Annotated in this window: 12 protein-coding genes; 9 read left to right on the top strand and 3 right to left on the bottom strand. The window is 68.6% G+C overall.

All coding sequences use genetic code 11. The features are described from left to right. Positions 1-11: 11 nt before the first annotated feature. The 7 genes from ACWF4Z_RS08935 (at position 12) to ACWF4Z_RS08905 (ending at position 7,837) form a co-directional block, all read left to right on the top strand. Positions 12-989 carry an aminotransferase class IV gene (locus ACWF4Z_RS08935; protein WP_452242406.1) on the top strand — a complete coding sequence of 326 codons (978 nt, stop codon included), beginning with the start codon at positions 12-14 and terminating at the stop codon, positions 987-989. Positions 990-1,004: 15 nt separating this feature from the next. Further along, the gene (locus tag ACWF4Z_RS08930; protein WP_452242405.1) at positions 1,005-1,901 is read left to right on the top strand and encodes a hypothetical protein; all 897 of its coding nucleotides are present in this window, start codon (positions 1,005-1,007) and stop codon (positions 1,899-1,901) included. A 405-nt stretch (positions 1,902-2,306) separates the two neighbouring features. Next, positions 2,307-3,821 carry a sugar transferase gene (locus tag ACWF4Z_RS08925; protein ID WP_452242404.1) on the top strand — a complete coding sequence of 505 codons (1,515 nt, stop codon included), beginning with the start codon at positions 2,307-2,309 and terminating at the stop codon, positions 3,819-3,821. Next, positions 3,821-4,762: a GDP-L-fucose synthase family protein gene (locus tag ACWF4Z_RS08920; RefSeq protein ID WP_452242403.1), complete on the top strand. Its 942-nt coding sequence runs from the start codon at positions 3,821-3,823 to the stop codon at positions 4,760-4,762. Before ACWF4Z_RS08925 ends, ACWF4Z_RS08920 begins: the two co-directional genes overlap by 1 nt. Further along, a complete protein-coding gene (gmd, locus tag ACWF4Z_RS08915) occupies positions 4,759-5,742 on the top strand; it encodes a GDP-mannose 4,6-dehydratase (RefSeq protein ID WP_452242402.1) in 984 nt (327 codons plus the stop codon). Before ACWF4Z_RS08920 ends, gmd begins: the two co-directional genes overlap by 4 nt. A 3-nt stretch (positions 5,743-5,745) precedes the next feature. After that, a complete protein-coding gene (locus ACWF4Z_RS08910; protein WP_452242401.1) occupies positions 5,746-6,522 on the top strand; it encodes a WecB/TagA/CpsF family glycosyltransferase in 777 nt (258 codons plus the stop codon). A 43-nt stretch (positions 6,523-6,565) separates the two neighbouring features. Further along, entirely contained in the window at positions 6,566-7,837 is a 1,272-nt protein-coding gene (locus ACWF4Z_RS08905; protein ID WP_452242400.1) for a hypothetical protein, read from the top strand. Here ACWF4Z_RS08905 and ACWF4Z_RS08900 read toward each other — a convergent pair. The 3 genes from ACWF4Z_RS08900 to ACWF4Z_RS08890 all read right to left on the bottom strand — a co-directional run bounded on the left by ACWF4Z_RS08900 (position 7,824) and on the right by ACWF4Z_RS08890 (position 13,315). Next, on the bottom strand, positions 7,824-9,302 hold the full coding sequence (locus tag ACWF4Z_RS08900; protein WP_452242399.1) for a fibronectin type III domain-containing protein: 1,479 nt from the start codon (positions 9,300-9,302) through the stop codon (positions 7,824-7,826). The genes ACWF4Z_RS08905 and ACWF4Z_RS08900 overlap by 14 nt on opposite strands. A 120-nt stretch (positions 9,303-9,422) precedes the next feature. After that, a complete protein-coding gene (locus ACWF4Z_RS08895; protein ID WP_452242398.1) occupies positions 9,423-10,943 on the bottom strand; it encodes a fibronectin type III domain-containing protein in 1,521 nt (506 codons plus the stop codon). A 140-nt stretch (positions 10,944-11,083) separates the two neighbouring features. After that, complete coding sequence (locus ACWF4Z_RS08890; RefSeq protein ID WP_452242397.1) at positions 11,084-13,315, bottom strand: LamG-like jellyroll fold domain-containing protein; 2,232 nt, start codon at positions 13,313-13,315, stop codon at positions 11,084-11,086. A 183-nt stretch (positions 13,316-13,498) separates the two neighbouring features. On the opposite strand from ACWF4Z_RS08890, the gene ACWF4Z_RS08885 reads away from it, so the two are divergent. Then, positions 13,499-15,124, top strand: a complete 1,626-nt coding sequence (locus tag ACWF4Z_RS08885; RefSeq protein ID WP_452242396.1) for a Wzz/FepE/Etk N-terminal domain-containing protein — start codon at positions 13,499-13,501, stop codon at positions 15,122-15,124. A 37-nt stretch (positions 15,125-15,161) separates the two neighbouring features. Beyond that, a complete protein-coding gene (locus ACWF4Z_RS08880; RefSeq protein ID WP_452242395.1) occupies positions 15,162-16,412 on the top strand; it encodes an O-antigen ligase family protein in 1,251 nt (416 codons plus the stop codon). Positions 16,413-16,512: the final 100 nt, after the last annotated feature.

Raw genomic sequence — 16,512 nt, 5'->3', positions numbered from 1 at the left:
GAAGGCACTTCATGGCTCACACAGCATCCATATCGCAACTCACCACACCGCCGTGGGCGCTCGTCAACGGAGAGCTCGTGCCGTACACCGACGTACGGATCCACATAGGTGCCGAGGCGCTGACCCGCGCCCTGAGTGTCTTCGAAGGGCTGAAGGGCTACTGGGACACCGCCGGCGAGGTCTTCTCGATCCGGAGCCCGCGACGCCACTACGACCGGCTCTGCCGGTCCGCGTCGCTGTTTCACATCCCGGTGCGCTTCAGCTACGAGGAGTTCGTCGAGGGCCTTGAAACGCTGGCCGGTGAGCTGCTGGTGGCGGAGAAGGACCTGTGGTTCCGGCCGACGATGTTCGTCACCCACGGCCACTGGGGTGAGGCGACCGAGGCCGACCTGGTGGTCACGGCGTTCAGCCAGCAGAAGCACGACCCGGACCCGATGCGGCTCGGCGTGAGCAGCTGGCGGCGGGCCACCGACCTGGTCCTGCCGACCCGGGTCAAGAGCAGCGCGAACTACGTCGGCGCCCGGCTGGCCCGGATCGAGGTCCGCCGGCTCGGCTACGACGACGCGATCATGCTGAACGACTCCGGCCGGATCGCCGAGGCGACCGGTGCCTGTGTCCTGATCGCCGACCGCGGGCGGATCATCACGCCGCCGACCAGCGAGTCCTGCCTGGACAGCATCACCGTCGACATCCTCGAGGCGGTGGCCGTCGATCTCAGCGTACCGTTCGAGCGCCGGCCGATCGACCGCACCGAGCTGCTGGCCGCGGCCGAGTGCGGCCTGGCCGGCACGATCTCGGAGCTGACGCTGGTGTCGGAGGTGGACGGCGCGACGTACGAGCAGTCCGGCGTCCTCGCGCAGGTGCGGCAGCGCTACCTCGAAGTGATGCGCGCAGAGCGCGTCCTGCCCGGCGTCGACCTGCTGCCACTGGTCGACGCCTCCAAGCGAGCGCGACCAACGGGGATCCGCCCCGCGGAGTCACTTGTCTGAAATGGGGGAACACCAATGCATTCCATCTACGTCGACGCGGACTTCACCGACGACGAGCGCCGCACCAAGCTGTACGACGGTGACCTGTTCGTCTACTCGCCGCGGGCCTCGACCCTGGCGCTGACCGAGTTCGCCGGCCAGCTGGCCCGGGACGCGTTCGGGCCGCTGGACCCGGAGACCGCGCAGTTCGACATGGCCGTCGAGGACTACGCGGCGCTGCTCGCCGAGCTCAAGCCGCGCTTCATCCACCACCCGGAGTCGAAGCGGCTGATCCAGGAGATGCTGGTCGACCTGGGCTGCGACCCCGAGCAGGTGTACTTCGACGTACCGCGGATGCGCAGCTCGACGTCGGACGACTACCTCACCACCGGGATCGCGTTCGCGTTCCACCCGCATCGCGACACCTGGTACTCCGCGCCGTACTGCCAGCTGAACTGGTGGCTGCCGATCTTCCCGATCAGCGCCGAGAACGGCCTCGCCTTCCACCCGCGGTACTGGCAGACGCCGGTCAAGAACAGCTCGCGCGTCTACAACTACGCCGAGTGGAACGCGACCAGCCGCAAGATCGCCGCCACCCAGATCGGCGTCGACACCCGGGTCCAGCCGAAGCCGGAGGAAGAGGTCGAGCTGGTCCCGCAGATCCGCCCGATCGTCCAGCCCGGCGGGATCATCCTGTTCTCCGGCGCACAGCTGCACTCCAGCGTGCCGAACACCTCGGGCCGGACCCGCTTCAGCATCGACCTGCGCACCGTGCACCTCGGTGACGCGCTCGCCGACCACGCCGCGCCGAACATCGATTCGGAGTGCACGGGGACGACGATGGGCGACTACCTGCGGACGTCCGACCTGACGCACCTCCCGGCGGAGCTGATCGAGAGCTTCGACAAGCCGAGGACCGTCGTCACGGTCTGAACCTTCGGATCCGGACTGGTCCGGTCGGCACTCACACCCGAGTGCCGGCCGGATTTCTCTGTCCTGGCACGGATCCAGGCGTGCGGAGGCAACGATCCGGATACGGACGCCGTGCGGACGTGGTCTGCGCAGGTCTGCCTCTTAAGCTGCCCTCCGGACTCTCGCAAAATTCTTCACAAGGCTCACGGGTCGAAGATGCCGAGGGGCTGGACGCGTAGTAATCTTCGGTGACTCGTTGCCGACGTGCGGGTTAATTCTGGGGATGTGGGTGGACGCGCACAGCTCCCGGCAGCACTCGTTGACGATCCGTTTGACAGGCACCTCAGGCAGACTGCACACTGCGGCGAGCACGTACAGTGGTCGTTCGGTTGCAGCAGGGCACAGCGTAGGAAGTAAGGGACCGGTGTGAGCGGAGCTGAGGCGCCGGATGCGGTCGATGGCCGCCGGCCGCTCTGGGTGGTGCCGCACGAGGTCCCGGCGATCGTCCCGCTGTCGTCGCGCTCGACCGAACCGCGCTGGGTCGGCGTGTACCGCTGGGCCGCCGTCGGCGGTGATCTGCTCTCCGCGATGCTTGGTGTATCGATCGCCCTCCTGACCCGCTTCGGCTACCACGTCGGCAGTGGCTACCTGATCATCAGCAGTCTGCTGCCGCTGGCCTGGGTCGGCGCGGTCGCGCTCTCTAAGGGGTACGACCAGCGGTACTTCGGCGCCGGACCGGACGAGTTCCGGTCGCTGATGCGCTCGGGTGTCGGCCTGATCGCGGCCGTCGCGATGACGTCGTACCTGACCAAGACCGAGATCGCGCGCGGCTTCGTCGTGCTCGCGATCCCGGTCATGGTCGGCTCCGCGTTGCTGCTGCGGTATGCGTTGCGCAAGGACCTGCATCGGCACCGGGTTCGAGGTCGCTGCATGCACAGGGTTCTCGTGGTCGGGCGTAGCGGTCCGGCCGCGACGCTGTGTGAGCACCTCGAGAGCCGCCCGACCGACGGCTTCCGGGTGGTGGCGACGTGCCGGCCGCACGGTGATTCGTACGGGGAATCGTTCGGGGATTCGCGCGCCGACGGCCCGCTGCAGCCCGACGAGCTGGACGAGCCGGACATCCTCGCGGCCGCCGACCGGCATCGGGTCGAGGTGGTCGCGATCGCGACCGACCCCGATCTGGTCGGACAGTCGCTGCGCCGGCTCTCCTGGGCGCTGGAGCAGCGCGGGATCGAGCTGATCGTCTCGCCGGGCATCATCGAGGTGGCCGGCCCGCGGATCTCCGTCCGTCCGGTCGCCGGTCTGTCACTGCTGCACTTGGAGCGGCCGTCGGTGAGCGGCGGCCCGCACCTGATGAAGGCCGTCTTCGACCGGATCGTCGCACTCGGCTTCATCGTTCTGCTGGCCCCGCTGCTGATCGGCCTGGCGCTCGCCGTGCGCCTGACTAGCCCGGGACCGGTGCTGTTCCGGCAGCAGCGCGTCGGCCGCGCGGGCGACGAGTTCACCATGCTGAAGTTCCGCAGCATGTACGCCGACGCCGAGCAGCGACTCGGTGACCTGTATGCGTTGAGCGACGGCAACGGCGTGATCTTCAAGATGCGCGACGACCCGCGGATGACGCCGTTCGGCCGCTGGATCCGGCGCTTCTCGCTCGACGAGCTGCCGCAGCTGTTCAACGTGCTGCGCGGCGACATGTCACTGGTCGGCCCGCGCCCGCCGCTGTCGGAGGAAGTCGCCCTGTACGCGGCGGACGACTCGCGCCGGATGCTCGTCAAGCCCGGTATCACCGGCCTGTGGCAAGTCAGCGGCCGCAGCGACCTGTCCTGGGACGAGTCGGTCCGGCTCGACCTGCGGTACGTCGACAACTGGTCGATGACCCTGGACCTGCTGATCCTCTGGAAGACCGTGCGTGCGGTGATCTACGGCGCGGGAGCCTACTGATGACGGAGAGGTTGGATCGGGAATCGCCGGTGTACATCGCCGGTCACCGCGGGCTGGTTGGCTCGGCGCTCTGGCGCCGCTTCGAGGCGGCAGGATTCACGCACCTGATCGGCGCGTCGTCGGCGGAGCTGGACCTGCGCGACCGCGACGCGACGTTCGCGTTCCTGGCCGAGCACCGGCCGGCGATCGTGATCGACGCGGCGGCGCGGGTCGGCGGGATCCTGGCGAACCGCGATCACCCGACCGAGTTCCTCAGCGACAACCTCCGCATCCAGGTGAACCTGATGGACGCGGCCCTCGAGGTCCGCACGCCGCGGCTGCTGTTCCTGGGGTCGTCGTGCATCTACCCGAAGTACGCCGAGCAGCCGATCCGCGAGTCGAGTCTGCTGACGGGCGAGCTCGAGCCGACCAACGACGCCTACGCGATCGCGAAGATCGCCGGGATCATGCAGGTCCAGGCCGTGCGGCGTCAGTACGGGCTGCCCTGGATCTCCGCGATGCCGACGAACCTGTACGGGCCGAACGACAACTTCGACCCGACCAGCTCGCACGTGCTGCCGGCGCTGATGCGACGCTTCGACGAGGCCCGGCGTACGGATGCCGCTGAGGTCGTGTTGTGGGGCAGCGGTACGCCGCGGCGGGAGTTCCTCCACGTCGACGACCTGGCCGACGCGTGCCTGCATCTCTTGCAGCATTACGATGCGCCGGAGCCGATCAACGTCGGTGTCGGTGCGGACGTGACGATCCGCGAGCTGGCCGAGCTGGTCGCCCGCGTGGTCGGCTACACCGGTGCTATCAGCAACGATTTGTCCAAGCCGGACGGCACCCCGCGCAAGCTGCTCGATGTGAGCCGGCTGCTGGCGCTGGGCTGGAAGCCGTCCATCGACCTCCATGACGGTGTGGCCGCTACCTACGCCTGGTATCAAGGGCAGGCCACATGAAGAAGGCGTTCGTCACCGGGATCACGGGGCAGGACGGCTCGTACCTGGCGGAGTTGTTGCTGGCCAAGGGCTACGAAGTACACGGGCTGATCCGGCGGGCGTCGACGTTCAACACGCGCCGGATCGACCACCTGTACGAGGATCCGCAGGCGAAGGACAAGCGGCTCTACCTGCATTACGGCGATCTGACCGATGGGTCGCGACTGGTCACGTTGCTGGCGTCGATCCAGCCGGACGAGGTGTACCACCTGGCCGCCCAGAGCCATGTGCGGGTGAGCTTCGACGAGCCCGAGTACACCGGTGACACCACCGGGATGGGTACGACGCGGTTGCTCGAGGCCATCCGGATGATCGGCCTGGACTGCCGGTTCTACCAGGCGTCGTCGTCGGAGATGTTCGGCGCGACTTCACCGCCGCAGAACGAGGAGACCCCGTTCCACCCGCGCTCGCCGTACGGCGCCGCGAAGCTGTACGGGTACTGGATGACCCGGAACTACCGCGAGGCGTACGACATGTTCGCGGTGAACGGGATCCTCTTCAACCACGAGAGCCCACGCCGCGGCGAGACGTTCGTGACGCGCAAGATCACCCGCGCGGTCGCCTCGATCAAGCTCGGCCGGCAGGACCGGCTCTACCTGGGGAACCTGGATGCCTGCAGGGACTGGGGTTTCGCGCCGGAGTACGTCGAGGGCATGTGGCGGATGCTGCAGCACGACACCCCGGCGGACTACGTGATCGCCACCGGGACGTCGTACTCGGTCCGTGATTTCGTCGCACTGGCCTTCGACCACGTCGGGCTGGACTGGGAGAAGTACGTCGACTACGACGCGCGCTACGTGCGTCCCACCGAAGTGGACTCGCTCATCGGGGACGCGTCCAAAGCCACCACCGAGCTGGGTTGGAAAGCCCAGGTCCACGTGCCCGAACTCGTTCAGATCATGGTCGACGCGGACCTGTCCGCGCTGACCCCGGAGGACTGACAGATGACCGATATCCACACACCCGCGACGACTGCGGACCGGGTTGATGTCCTCGGCATCCATGTCAGTGTGACCAATCTCGACCACACGGTCGACACGTTCGGCCACTGGATCGACACCGACGACCGGCAGCTGGTCTGCGTCTCCGACATGAACGCGCTGCTGCACGCGCGGGCCGACGCGCGGCTCACCGAGGTCTACAACACGTCCGGCCTGACCGTTCCCGACGGCATGCCGTTGGTGTGGGCGGGCAAGAAGGCCGGGTTCGAGCGGATGGACCGGGTCGCCGGGCCGGATCTGCTCGAGCGCGTGATGGCCGAGGCCGCCGAGCGCGGCTGGACGCAGTACTTCTACGGCGGTGCCGAGGGGGTGGCCGAAGAGTTGCGTGCGGTCTTCCAGGAGCGGCACCCGGCGTTGAAGGTGGTCGGGGCCGAGTGCCCGCCGTACCGGCCGTTGACCGACGCGGAGGACGCGGAGACGGTCGCCCGGATGAACGAGGCGCACCCGGACATCATCTGGGTCGGGCTCGGCGCACCGAAGCAGGAGCGCTGGATGGCCGACCACCGCGACCGGCTGAACGCGACGATCCTGATCGGCGTCGGCGCGGCGTTCGACTTCCACACCGGCCGGCTGGACCGGGCACCGCTGTGGATGCAGCGTTCCGGCCTGGAGTGGAGCTACCGGCTCTACAAGGAGCCCAAGCGCCTCTGGCGTCGCTATCTGCTCGGCATCCCGCGCTTCGGTCTGGGCATCCTGCGCAACCCGCCACGCCCGCTGTAGTCCGCTGGTCGAGAAGGCTGCACCCCACCACTAGAGTGCTGGGGTGAAGTTCCGGCGGCCGAAACTACGTCGGCTGGCCGGACCGGCTGGTCGCGCCGGTTGGGGTTTGGCGGATCAGGCGCTGTCGAGCCTGAGTAATCTCGCCGTCGGAGTGGTGGTCGCGCGGTCGAGCACGGTCGCCGACTTCGGCGTGTATGCGCTGGCGTTCGGTGGCTACACGATCGCGCTCAACGTGTCCCGCGCGGTCTCGACCGAACCGTTGGCCGTGCGCTACTCCGGTGCGCGAACCCCCGCGTGGGAACGAGCCGTCCGAGCCAGTACGGCGACTGCGCTGTTCGCCGGATTCCTTGCCATGCTGGTGGCCTTGGCGATCGCCGCGGTCCCGGGTGTGCCGTCGCGAGGGGTGCTGATCGCGTTCGCGGTGACCCTGCCCGGCCTCTTGCTGCAGGACGCGTGGCGGTGGGCGTTCTTCGTCGTGGGCGAAGGGCAACGGGCGTTCGTCAACGACCTGATCTGGCTCGTGGCGATGCTGCTGATCTTTGCTGGGCTCTACCTCACCGGTACGGCCTCGGCGTTCACGCTGACGTTCTCCTGGGGACTGGGTGCCGTGATCGCGGCCGTGGCCGGGCGGTTCCAGGCCGGGATTGCACCGCGGCGCCAGCTGATCCGCGAGTGGGTACGGCGGAACTGGGACCTCAGCCCGAAGTACGTCGGGGAGATGCTCGCGGTCTCCGGCACGATCCAGATCTACATGCTCGGCATCACCGCGGCGGCGGGTCTCGCCGCGACCGCCGGTATCCGTGGCGCGCAGGTCCTGCTCGGCCCGGTGAACGTGCTCAACCAGGGCATCCGGATGATCTCCGTCCCCGAGGCTGCCCGCGCCCTTCGGCACTCCTACCGCCGCCTCTGGCTGGTGGGCCTGGCGATCTCGCTGGGAGTGGGCGCCGGCGCGTTGGCCTGGGGTGCGATCTTCCTGCTGCTGCCGCCCGTCGTGGGCCGTGAGTTGCTCGGCCCCGGCGTCTGGAACCAGGCTCACGAGGTCCTGATCCCCGTCATCCTGCTGCAGGCGCTCGGTGCCTCGAACGCCGGTGCCTTCGCGATCCTGCGCGCCCTGACGGCCGCGACCCGAGGCCTCCGCGTCCGCCTGATCTCCTCGGTGATCCTGATCGCCTGCGGAGTCACGGGCGCGTTCCTGTGGGGGCCCCAGGGCGCTGCCTGGGGCCTTGCCACCGCCTCGTTCACGACTCTCTTGCTGTGGTGGAACCAAGCCCATCGGGCGTTGAAGTTCCACCGTCAGACGGCTACTTCACCGTGATGGTGGAGTAACCGCCTCGCACTGCGTTGTGTCCGTCGTACACCTCGATGCGGTACATCTGCGACGTACCGGATGGAGCGGTGGTGTCTGTGAGCGTCACGTTCGGCCGGTTCCAGAAGGTGGAGGTGGCCGTGGTGGTCGCCACGATCGTGTTGCTCGCGCTCCGCAGTAGCCGGTAGGTCAGCAGCGTGTCGTCGTTGTCCAACGAGGTCTGGACAACTGCCTTCACCTGGCCGGTCACGGTGCTGGTCAACGTGGGCAGCACCGGACCGAGTGGCGCGGCGCCGTTGCCCGTGTTCGTGAAGCGGGTCAGGCCCTGCTGCCCGACGCCGTTCACCGTGGTGAAGTCGCCGCCGACCCACAGGTCGCTCCCACCGGTCGCCGAGACGAGCGGACCCACCTGGGTCGGCGGGCCGGCGTTCGTGTTCGGGAACCACGGCCCGAGTGCACCGGTGGTCGGGCTCTGCAGCAGCAGGAAGTGCGCGCCGGTCCCGTCACTGAAGGCTCCCGGGCAACTGTGCGCGTGCGACCCCTTGAACAGCCAGCCGTTCACCATGGTGATGGCCTCGGTCGCGCCGAGGCAGGTGCTCTTCCAGACCAGGTTGCCGGTGGCAACATTCGCGGCCCAGGTCCCGTCGAAGCAGCCGCCGCCGCTCCCGGCGTTCGCGAAGTACACGGTGCTGCCGGAGGTCTCGATGTCCTTCACCCGGGACATGCAGGCGGGCGTCGGCGGCGGTACGGCGGAAGCCGCGGCGAACGGCAGGACCGCGCCGGTCGAGTTGTTCACGCTCGCCACGGCCCAGTGGCCGGTGCCGCCGACGTTCGCGAACGTCCCGCCCAGGTAGACCTTCGAGTTGTCGTCGGCCGCATCGATCGCGTAGACATCGCTGTCAGCGTTGGGATTCCACGGCAGCAGCGTGCCGTCGACGGTGCTGATCGCGGCGGCCCGGTTCCGGGCGATGTTGTTCACGAGCCCGAACGAGCCACCGAAGTACAGGCTGGTCCCGCCGATCGCGAGCGCCTTCACCCGGTACGAGACGCTCGGCTTGATGTTCGCGACCAGTGCACCGGTCGTGGTGTCGAACGCGGCGATCCGGTTCCGGGTCTGGCCGTCGACCTTGGTGAAGTCGCCCCCGACGTACACCCGGGATCCGTCGGCCGAGGCGACGATCGCCCAGACGACGCCGTTCAGGACGTGGGTGAAGGTGGTGTCGAGTGCACCGGTGCTCTGGTTGAACGCCGCCAGGTAGGTCCGGCTGGTCTGGCTCGTCCCGGGTGCCGCACCCGGCGGGCGGACGTTCAGGAACTGGCCCCCGACGTACGCCTTGCCCTTGGCGACGGCCAGACCGAGCACGCTCGCATCGGTCTGCCAGGCGGATCCGGCGACGGCGGTCAGTCCCGCCCCGGTACTGACTGCGGACTGTGCGGGCGTCAGGCCGAAGATCACCCCGACAGCACCCAGCACAGCAATGACTCTTTGCCTCACGTGTATTGCCCCCTTTTGGTCAAATCTACGATCCTCAGGTCCCCACCCGATCGCAGCGCAAAGGGGTCTGCCTGAACAGGCAGACCCCTTTGACCGGAACTACTGCACCGTCACCGTGGAGGACGCACCCTTCATGATGTTGCGGCCGTCGTGCACCTCGATGTGGTAGGTCTGCTTCTGGCCGGCCTTCACGCCCGTGTCGGTGACCGTGTAGACCTTCCGTGCGTTCCAGTAGTACGACGAGTACTTGTAGGACCCGATGTTCGTGCTGCCCCGGAAGACGTTGTAGGTCAGCGACAGGTTGTCCATGTCGTAGGAATCCTGGAACTTCACCGTCACCTTCCCGCCGGACGTCGTCAGCGCCGGCGCCTTCGGTACGGCGGGGAACGCGCCACCCGGTGCGTTCGTGAAGCGGGTCAGGCCCTGCTGGATCTTGCCGTTCACGTGCAGGAAGTCGCCGCCGACCCACAGGTCGGTGCCGGTACCGGCCATCGCCAGCGGACCGACCTGGGTGGTGCTGTTCGGGTTGGCGTCGGTGTTCGGGAACCAGGGCCCGATGTCACCGTTGATCCCGCTCTCGACCAGCAGGAAGTGCGTGCCGGTCCCGTCGGGGAACGCGCCGCTGGAGCTGCAGTCGTGCGCGTGCGAGCCCTTGTAGACCCACTGACCGATCGCCTTGATCGCCTCCGTTGCGCCCAGGCACTTGTTCTGCCAGAGCAGCTTGCCGGTGCTGACGCTCGCGGCCAGGACACCGTCGTAGCAGCCTCTGCCGTCGCCGCCGTTCGAGACGAAGACCTTGTCGCCGAGGGTGTCGATGTCCTTCACCCGGGTGACGCACGCGGGCGAGGGGCGCGGGATCGCCGCCGCGGCGGGGAAGGAGAACGCCGCGCCCGTCGAGGTGTTCGTCATCGCGAGCGAGTAGTGGTCCTTGCCGTTGATCTGCGTGAACGGACCACCGATGAAGACCCGGGTGCTGTCGTCGGAGACGTCGATCGCGTACACGTCGTCGTCGGCGTTCGGGTTCCACCGCAGGACGTCGCCCTGGATCAGCCGGACCGCGGCGACCCGGTTGCGCTCCTGGCCGTCGACCAGGCCGAACGCACCACCGAAGAACACGGTGTTCGCGGCGATCGCGATCGTCTTCACGCGGGCCGTGACGACCGGGTCCCACGCCTGCACGAGCTTGCCGGTGCTGACGCTGAACATCGCGATCTTGCTGCGCTTGAGGCCGTTGACCGTGGTGAAGTCGCCGCCGATCACCACCCACTTGCCGTCCGGGCTGGTGGCGACGGCGTACACGGGACCGTTCAGGGTCGGCGCGAACGTGGTCGGAGCGCCGGTGGTGCGGTTGAACGCGGCGATGTAGGTGCGGACCGCCTCCCCGTGGCCGGCCGCTTGACCTGGCTGCCGGATCCGGGTGAACAGGCCACCGGCGAAGACGGTGTTACCCGCGATCGCGATCGCGTTCACGCTGTTGTTGGTCTGCCACGAGGTCTGCTTGATCGCCGAAACGGCGGAGCCGAAGCCCGAGGTCGCGGCTTGCACCGGCGGCCCGGAAGGTATCAGCGCCGCGGCGACCACGGCCGCGGCCGTGACAACGGCCAGAACTAGCTTCTTCATCAACATCCTTCGACTGGGCGGGGGATCAGTCAGTGCATGCCTCACACGCACCAGCAGCGGACATTAGTCCTGCGGGAGGCCCACCGGAAGCGGGCCTCCCGACCGCGTTACAACTTTGTGCTCCAGTTCCCAGGATCCGGTCAGCGGGCCGAGAAGTGGTCCTGTACCTGAACGGGACTGAGCGCGTAGGGATAGACCGCGGCTTCGTCGATCGCCATCCCCGTCTGGGTCGCGCCGCCACCGGGCCAGTTGCTCGTCTGGTCATATCCGACCCGCCACCAGCCGTAGTACGCCGAGGCTGCACCGACACTCGCGCTGCCCGCCAGTGCACCGTCGACGTACAGCTTCATCAAGCCGCTGGTGCCAGTGTTGTCGTACGTGCCGACGACGTGATGCCACTGCCCGTTGTTCTGGCCCGTCGCGCTGGTGAGCGTGCGTTGGGTGCCGTCGTTCACACCGAAGACGATCGCGCCGTTGGTGCGCATGTAGAGCATCCGGTCGCCGCCACCGGCGCTGTTGCCGGTCTTGGAGCTGCCGAAGCCGATGATCCGGCCGCCTCGGTTGGTCCCGCTCTGGCTGACCCACGCCTCCACGGTGAACTGCTGCGGGATGCTGTACGCCTTCTCGCCGACCATGCGCCCGGTGGTGGTGCTGGTCGTCATGGCCGTGTTGCCGGCGATCGCCCCCGCGGTCCCCAGCGTCACCCCGGTGAACGGGCCGTTGTTGCTCTGACCCGACGAGTCGACCGAGGTCGTCGTACCGGCTGCTTCACCCAGACGCCAGTAGGCCTGCGGTCCGTCGGAGTTGACGATCTGGTCGTACGCCGTCGATGCCGTCGTGGCGACCGTGATCGGGTCGGAGTAGTTGCCGCGGATCGTCGTACTGCCGTCGGTGACCTCGACGCGGTAGTTGGTCACCTCGCCCGGTACCGCGGTGGAGTCGGTGAAGTGCAACCAGGGCTTGTCCCACGGCACGGACTTGGCGGTCCAGGTCGCGATCGTGGTGTTGCTGAAGCCCTTGAGCAGCCGGTACGTCAGCGTGCTGTCGTCGTTGTCGAGCACGGTCGGGAAGTGGATCTGCACTACTCCCGGCTCGACGCTGTAGGGGAGGAGCTTGGCCGGTTTCGCCGGCGCCGCGCCAGGAGTCGCGTTGGTGAAGTGGGTGAGGCCCTGCTGGGCCACGCCGTTCACGTGCAGGAAGTCGCCGCCGACCCAGAGGTCGTCGCCACCGGTCGCGAAGGCGAGCGGACCGACATTGGTCGCGCTGTTCGGGTCGGCGTCGGTGTTCGGGTACCAGGGACCGAGCGAACCGTCGGACACCTTCTCGCTGAGCAGGAACCGGTAGTCGAAGCCCTGCGGGAAGCCGCCCGCGCCCTGGCTGGCGCAGTCGTGCGCGTGCGAGCCCTTGTAGAGCCAGCCGTTCACGACCTTGACCGCCTCGGTCGCGCCGAGACACGAGTTCTTCCACTTGAGCGTGTTGGTCGCGATGTCGGCCGCCCACGTCCCGTCGAAGCAGCCGCCGCCGTCACCACCGTTCCCGAAGTAGACGGTGTCGCCGCTCGCGTCGATCGACTTGACCCGCGTCGTGCACCCGCCGGTCGGCGGCGGTACGGCGGAAGCCCCCGGGAACGGCAGTACGGCGCCGGTCGTCGGGTCGAGGCTGGTCACGGTGTTCTGGTTGGTGCCGTTGACGGTGCTGAACTGTCCGCCCGCGTACACCTTGGAGGCGTCGTCGGCCACGTCCACGGCGTACACATCGCCGTTCACCGCCGGGGCCCAGGGCAGCAGGGTGCCCACGTCGGTGCTGACCGCCGCGAGCCGGGGACGGTCCTGGCTGTTGACCAGACCGAACGAGCCGCCGAAGTAGACCGTCGACCCGGAGACCGCGATGGTCTTGACCCGATACGACACCGAGGGCTTCCAGTTCGCGACCAGGGCGCCGGTGGCGGTGTCGAAGGCGGCGATCCGGTTCCGGGTCTGGCCGTCGACCTTGGTGAAGTCGCCGCCGATGAAGACTCGCGAGCCGTCCGCGGTGGCGGCCACCGCGTAGACCTGGCCGTCGAGGACCGGGGCGAACGACGTGACCAGAGCGCCGGTGGAGGCGTCGAACGCGGCGATGTACGCCTGCGCGACCTCACCGGTCCCGGCCGCGGCTCCCGGCGGGCGGACGCTGGTGAAGCGGCCTCCGACGTACGCCTTGCCGGCCGCGACGGCGATGCCCTGCACGCTGGCGTTGGTCTGCCAGGCCGAGCTGTTGACCGCCGAGAGCGAGGCCTCGATGCTCTGGGCCGGCGACGCGAGCGCGACCACCAGTGAACCGGCGATCAGGGTGCCCACGACCCCCAGTCGGGCCCAGGACCACTTTGTCTTCATCCTGCGATGTCCCCCTCGGACACAGGCGCCGCCCACGGCGCCATACCTGCTGGTTCTCTTGCCCCCGAGAACCTTCGACTAGAGAGTAGGGCACAGGACGAGACGCCGTGGTTACACCGCGCCTACCTGCCTATATCCTGAGGCGCTGGCATGAGGGCTGGTAAGACGGATTTGAGGTAACGGATGGAACCGGGCACCGTGGTCTGGCGGGAGACCGCTCAGTCACTGCTACGGCAGAAGTGGTTGATCATCGGCTGCATTCTGCTCGGTCTGGCCGGCGCCGCGGTCTTCGCGCTCTCTCAGACCCAGCGCTGGACCGCCTCGAGCCAGCTGGTCATCGGCCCGGCGGTTCCGCCGGCCCTGGTCGGGAAGCTGTCCACCAGCTCCGACAAGACCGGTCCGCTCGGGATGGACCTCCCGGCCGAGACACAGGCCCGGGTGATGGCCAGCCCGAACCTGCTGCGCGGCGTGGCGAAGTCGCTCGGGATGCCGGTCACCGACAAATCCATCCAGGACCTGGCCGCGGTGACCCGGGTGAAGGCGGTCACGGACAACGCGTACCTGGTCAGCACCGACGGTCCCACCGCGCAGCAGGCGGCCGAGCGGGCGAACGCGATTTCGAACGTCTACCTCAAGCAGCGCAACGACGAGGCCAAGGCGCTGCTGACCAACCTCGCCGGGCAGGCGCAGGGCCGGGCCGCGACCGCGAACGCACAGTCGCGCAGCCTGGTCAGCCAGATCGACGAGGCGGTCCAGCGCGGCGATACCCAGACCGCCGCGGCGCTGCGAGACCAGCGCGGCGGGCTGGCCACCGAGGCTCGGCAGGCCACGGACGACGCGAACGCGATGATCAAGGCGCTCAATGCGGTCGGTGCCGGCAGCCAGCTGGCCACTCCGGCCACCCCGGAGACGGCGAGCTCGTCGCCGATGGTGGCCCGCGACATCCTGGTCGGCGGGATTCTCGGCCTGGTGCTGGGCTTCGGTCTGGCGCTGCTGCGGTCCCACTTGACGCCGTACATCCTGACCCGGGACCAGGCGGCCCGGGCAGCGAGCTCTCCGGTGATCGCGGCCTCCGAGGGAAAACGTCGGCGGTTCTGGAACAAGGGCGCTCCCGAGCTTCCGCAGTACGAGATCACTGCGCTCGGCGCCGAGGCGAGCGGCGCCCTGGCGCGCCGCGAGCTGAACCCGCGCGCCTTCGCGAGCGGCAGCCCTGGCGCCCTGCTGGTGGTCTCGGCCTCGCCGACGCCGAACTCGGCGGGCATCGCGCTGGCCATGGCCGAGGCGAACGCCCGCGACGGGCGGGAGACGCTGCTGGTCCTGGCGGATATCGAAGGTACGCCGGTCCTGCCTCATCTGACCGGTCATGAGGGCCTGACCGACCTGGTGATGGAGCCGGCCGCGACCCGGGCGATCCGGGCCCGGAAGCTGTTCCGGCCGGGTACGGTCGCCGACCTGTATGTGCTGCCGCCCGGACTGAACCACGAGGAGACCGCTGAGGCGGTCGGGCCGTCGCTGGTGCCGGGCATCGTTGCGGACCTGCCGCCTGGGTACTCGGTGGTGATCCACGGTCCGGCGTCGGTCGGGCGACACGGGATCACGCCGCTGGCCGCCGCGGTCGACGCGTCCGTGCTGGTGGTGCAGGTCGGGCTCGACAAGGAGATGGACGTGGCACGGCTGACCGGGGCGCTGCAGTTCGCGGGTGCGCCGGTGCTGGGTGTCGTGCTGATCGGTGCTTCGTCGCATGACGAGACGCTGGGGATCCCGCTGAACTTCAAGCCACTCGATTCGGCCACGCCGCCGATTCGCTGAGATGTCGACCGCTGTTCGATCGCGTCTGGATCCCCCGGTGCCGGGGACGGTCGATGGACCGCTCGAGCGGCCGGCCTGGTTCTGGCTGGTGCTGTGGTGCCTGTTCGTGCTCGGCGTCCAGCCGTGGTCGTCGCGGGTCGCGGCGCCGCAGGGTACGACGGGGTCCACGAACAGTGTGACCAAGGGCCTGCTGCTCGGGGCGATCTTCCTGATCGCGCTGGCGGCGACCAAGCCGGGCTTCCGGACCCGGGTGAATCCGGCCAGCGCGATGTACGTGATGTACGTGCTGTTCGCGTGCGCGACGGCGTTCCTGCTCGCGGAGCCGATGGGGCCGTTGACGCGGCTGGCCCGGTTCCTGATCGGGCTGATCCTGGTGTTCCTGGTCTGGCGGCCGCTCGTGCAGACGCCGGAGCGACTGGTGCGGGCGCACCTGTGGGCCCATTTGTTGCTGGGGGCAACCGTCGTACTGAGTCTGGCGTACGCGCCGTCGCAGGCGTGGCGTCCGCTCGCCTCGCTCGGTGCGGGGTACCGGCTGCAGGGTGTGATCATCCCGATGTTGCCGCCGCGGGTGGGCGAGGTCGGCGCGGTCCTGCTCGGGCTGGCGCTGATCGGGTTGATCTGCCGCAAGCTCTCGGTCATCGCCGGGGTGGCGGTGATCGGGCTGGGTGGTGTGCTGATCGCGGCGAGCCGGACCCGGACGTCGGCGGCGGGTGTCGCCTTTGGGTTGTTCATCGCGCTGATCATCACGCGGAAGACGTGGGTCGGCCGGATTGCGAGCTTGGCGGTGCCGGCGGTGCTCGGGCTCGCGTTCCTGACGATCGGGTCCTTGCACACCTGGTTGCTGCGGGGGCAGGGGACGCAGCAGATCAGCTCGCTCAGCGGCCGGACCACGAGCTGGCAGGCGGTCCTGGACGAGAAGGTCTCCGTGCAGACCGCGATCATCGGCCACGGCCTCGGCAACAAGCGTGTCCTGCTGCGCCGCGGTGAGGGCGACATCGACGTGATGGCGATCGACAACAGCTGGCTGGGCCTGTACTGGGAGACCGGCCTGCTCGCCGTGGTGATCGTCGGGATCGCGCTGATCCTGGCGTGGATCTCGGTCCTGCGCGCGCCGACGCCGTACATCCGCGCCTGCGGAGCCCTCCTGCTCGGCTACGTCACCGCCGCTTCGTTGAATGAAAGCGGTCTCTCCGACCTCTCCTCGATGACGCTCCACCTGCTGGTCGCCGCCGCCATCTGCGACGCCGACCGAATACGCCAAAGAGCCAAACCAACCCCTCCCCCCTAACCCCCCACCCCACCCAAGCCCATCCCATCCCCGCCCCATCCCCGCCCCATCCCCGCCCCGATCCCCGCCCCGATCCCCATTTCAGGGGCCGGCCCTTGAA

This window comes from Kribbella sp. NPDC055071 (genome assembly GCF_053608045.1).
Note: the sequence above shows the minus strand (reverse complement) of the source record. Positions and strands in the feature narration are given on the sequence as shown.

Coding starts and splice junctions, on each gene's coding strand:
- ACWF4Z_RS08935 (WP_452242406.1), top strand. CDS start 12: ATGGCTCACACAGCATCCATATCGCAACTCACCACACCGCCGTGGGCG.
- ACWF4Z_RS08930 (WP_452242405.1), top strand. CDS start 1,005: ATGCATTCCATCTACGTCGACGCGGACTTCACCGACGACGAGCGCCGC.
- ACWF4Z_RS08920 (WP_452242403.1), top strand. CDS start 3,821: ATGACGGAGAGGTTGGATCGGGAATCGCCGGTGTACATCGCCGGTCAC.
- gmd (WP_452242402.1), top strand. CDS start 4,759: ATGAAGAAGGCGTTCGTCACCGGGATCACGGGGCAGGACGGCTCGTAC.
- ACWF4Z_RS08910 (WP_452242401.1), top strand. CDS start 5,746: ATGACCGATATCCACACACCCGCGACGACTGCGGACCGGGTTGATGTC.
- ACWF4Z_RS08895 (WP_452242398.1), bottom strand. CDS start 10,943: ATGAAGAAGCTAGTTCTGGCCGTTGTCACGGCCGCGGCCGTGGTCGCC.
- ACWF4Z_RS08890 (WP_452242397.1), bottom strand. CDS start 13,315: ATGAAGACAAAGTGGTCCTGGGCCCGACTGGGGGTCGTGGGCACCCTG.
- ACWF4Z_RS08885 (WP_452242396.1), top strand. CDS start 13,499: ATGGAACCGGGCACCGTGGTCTGGCGGGAGACCGCTCAGTCACTGCTA.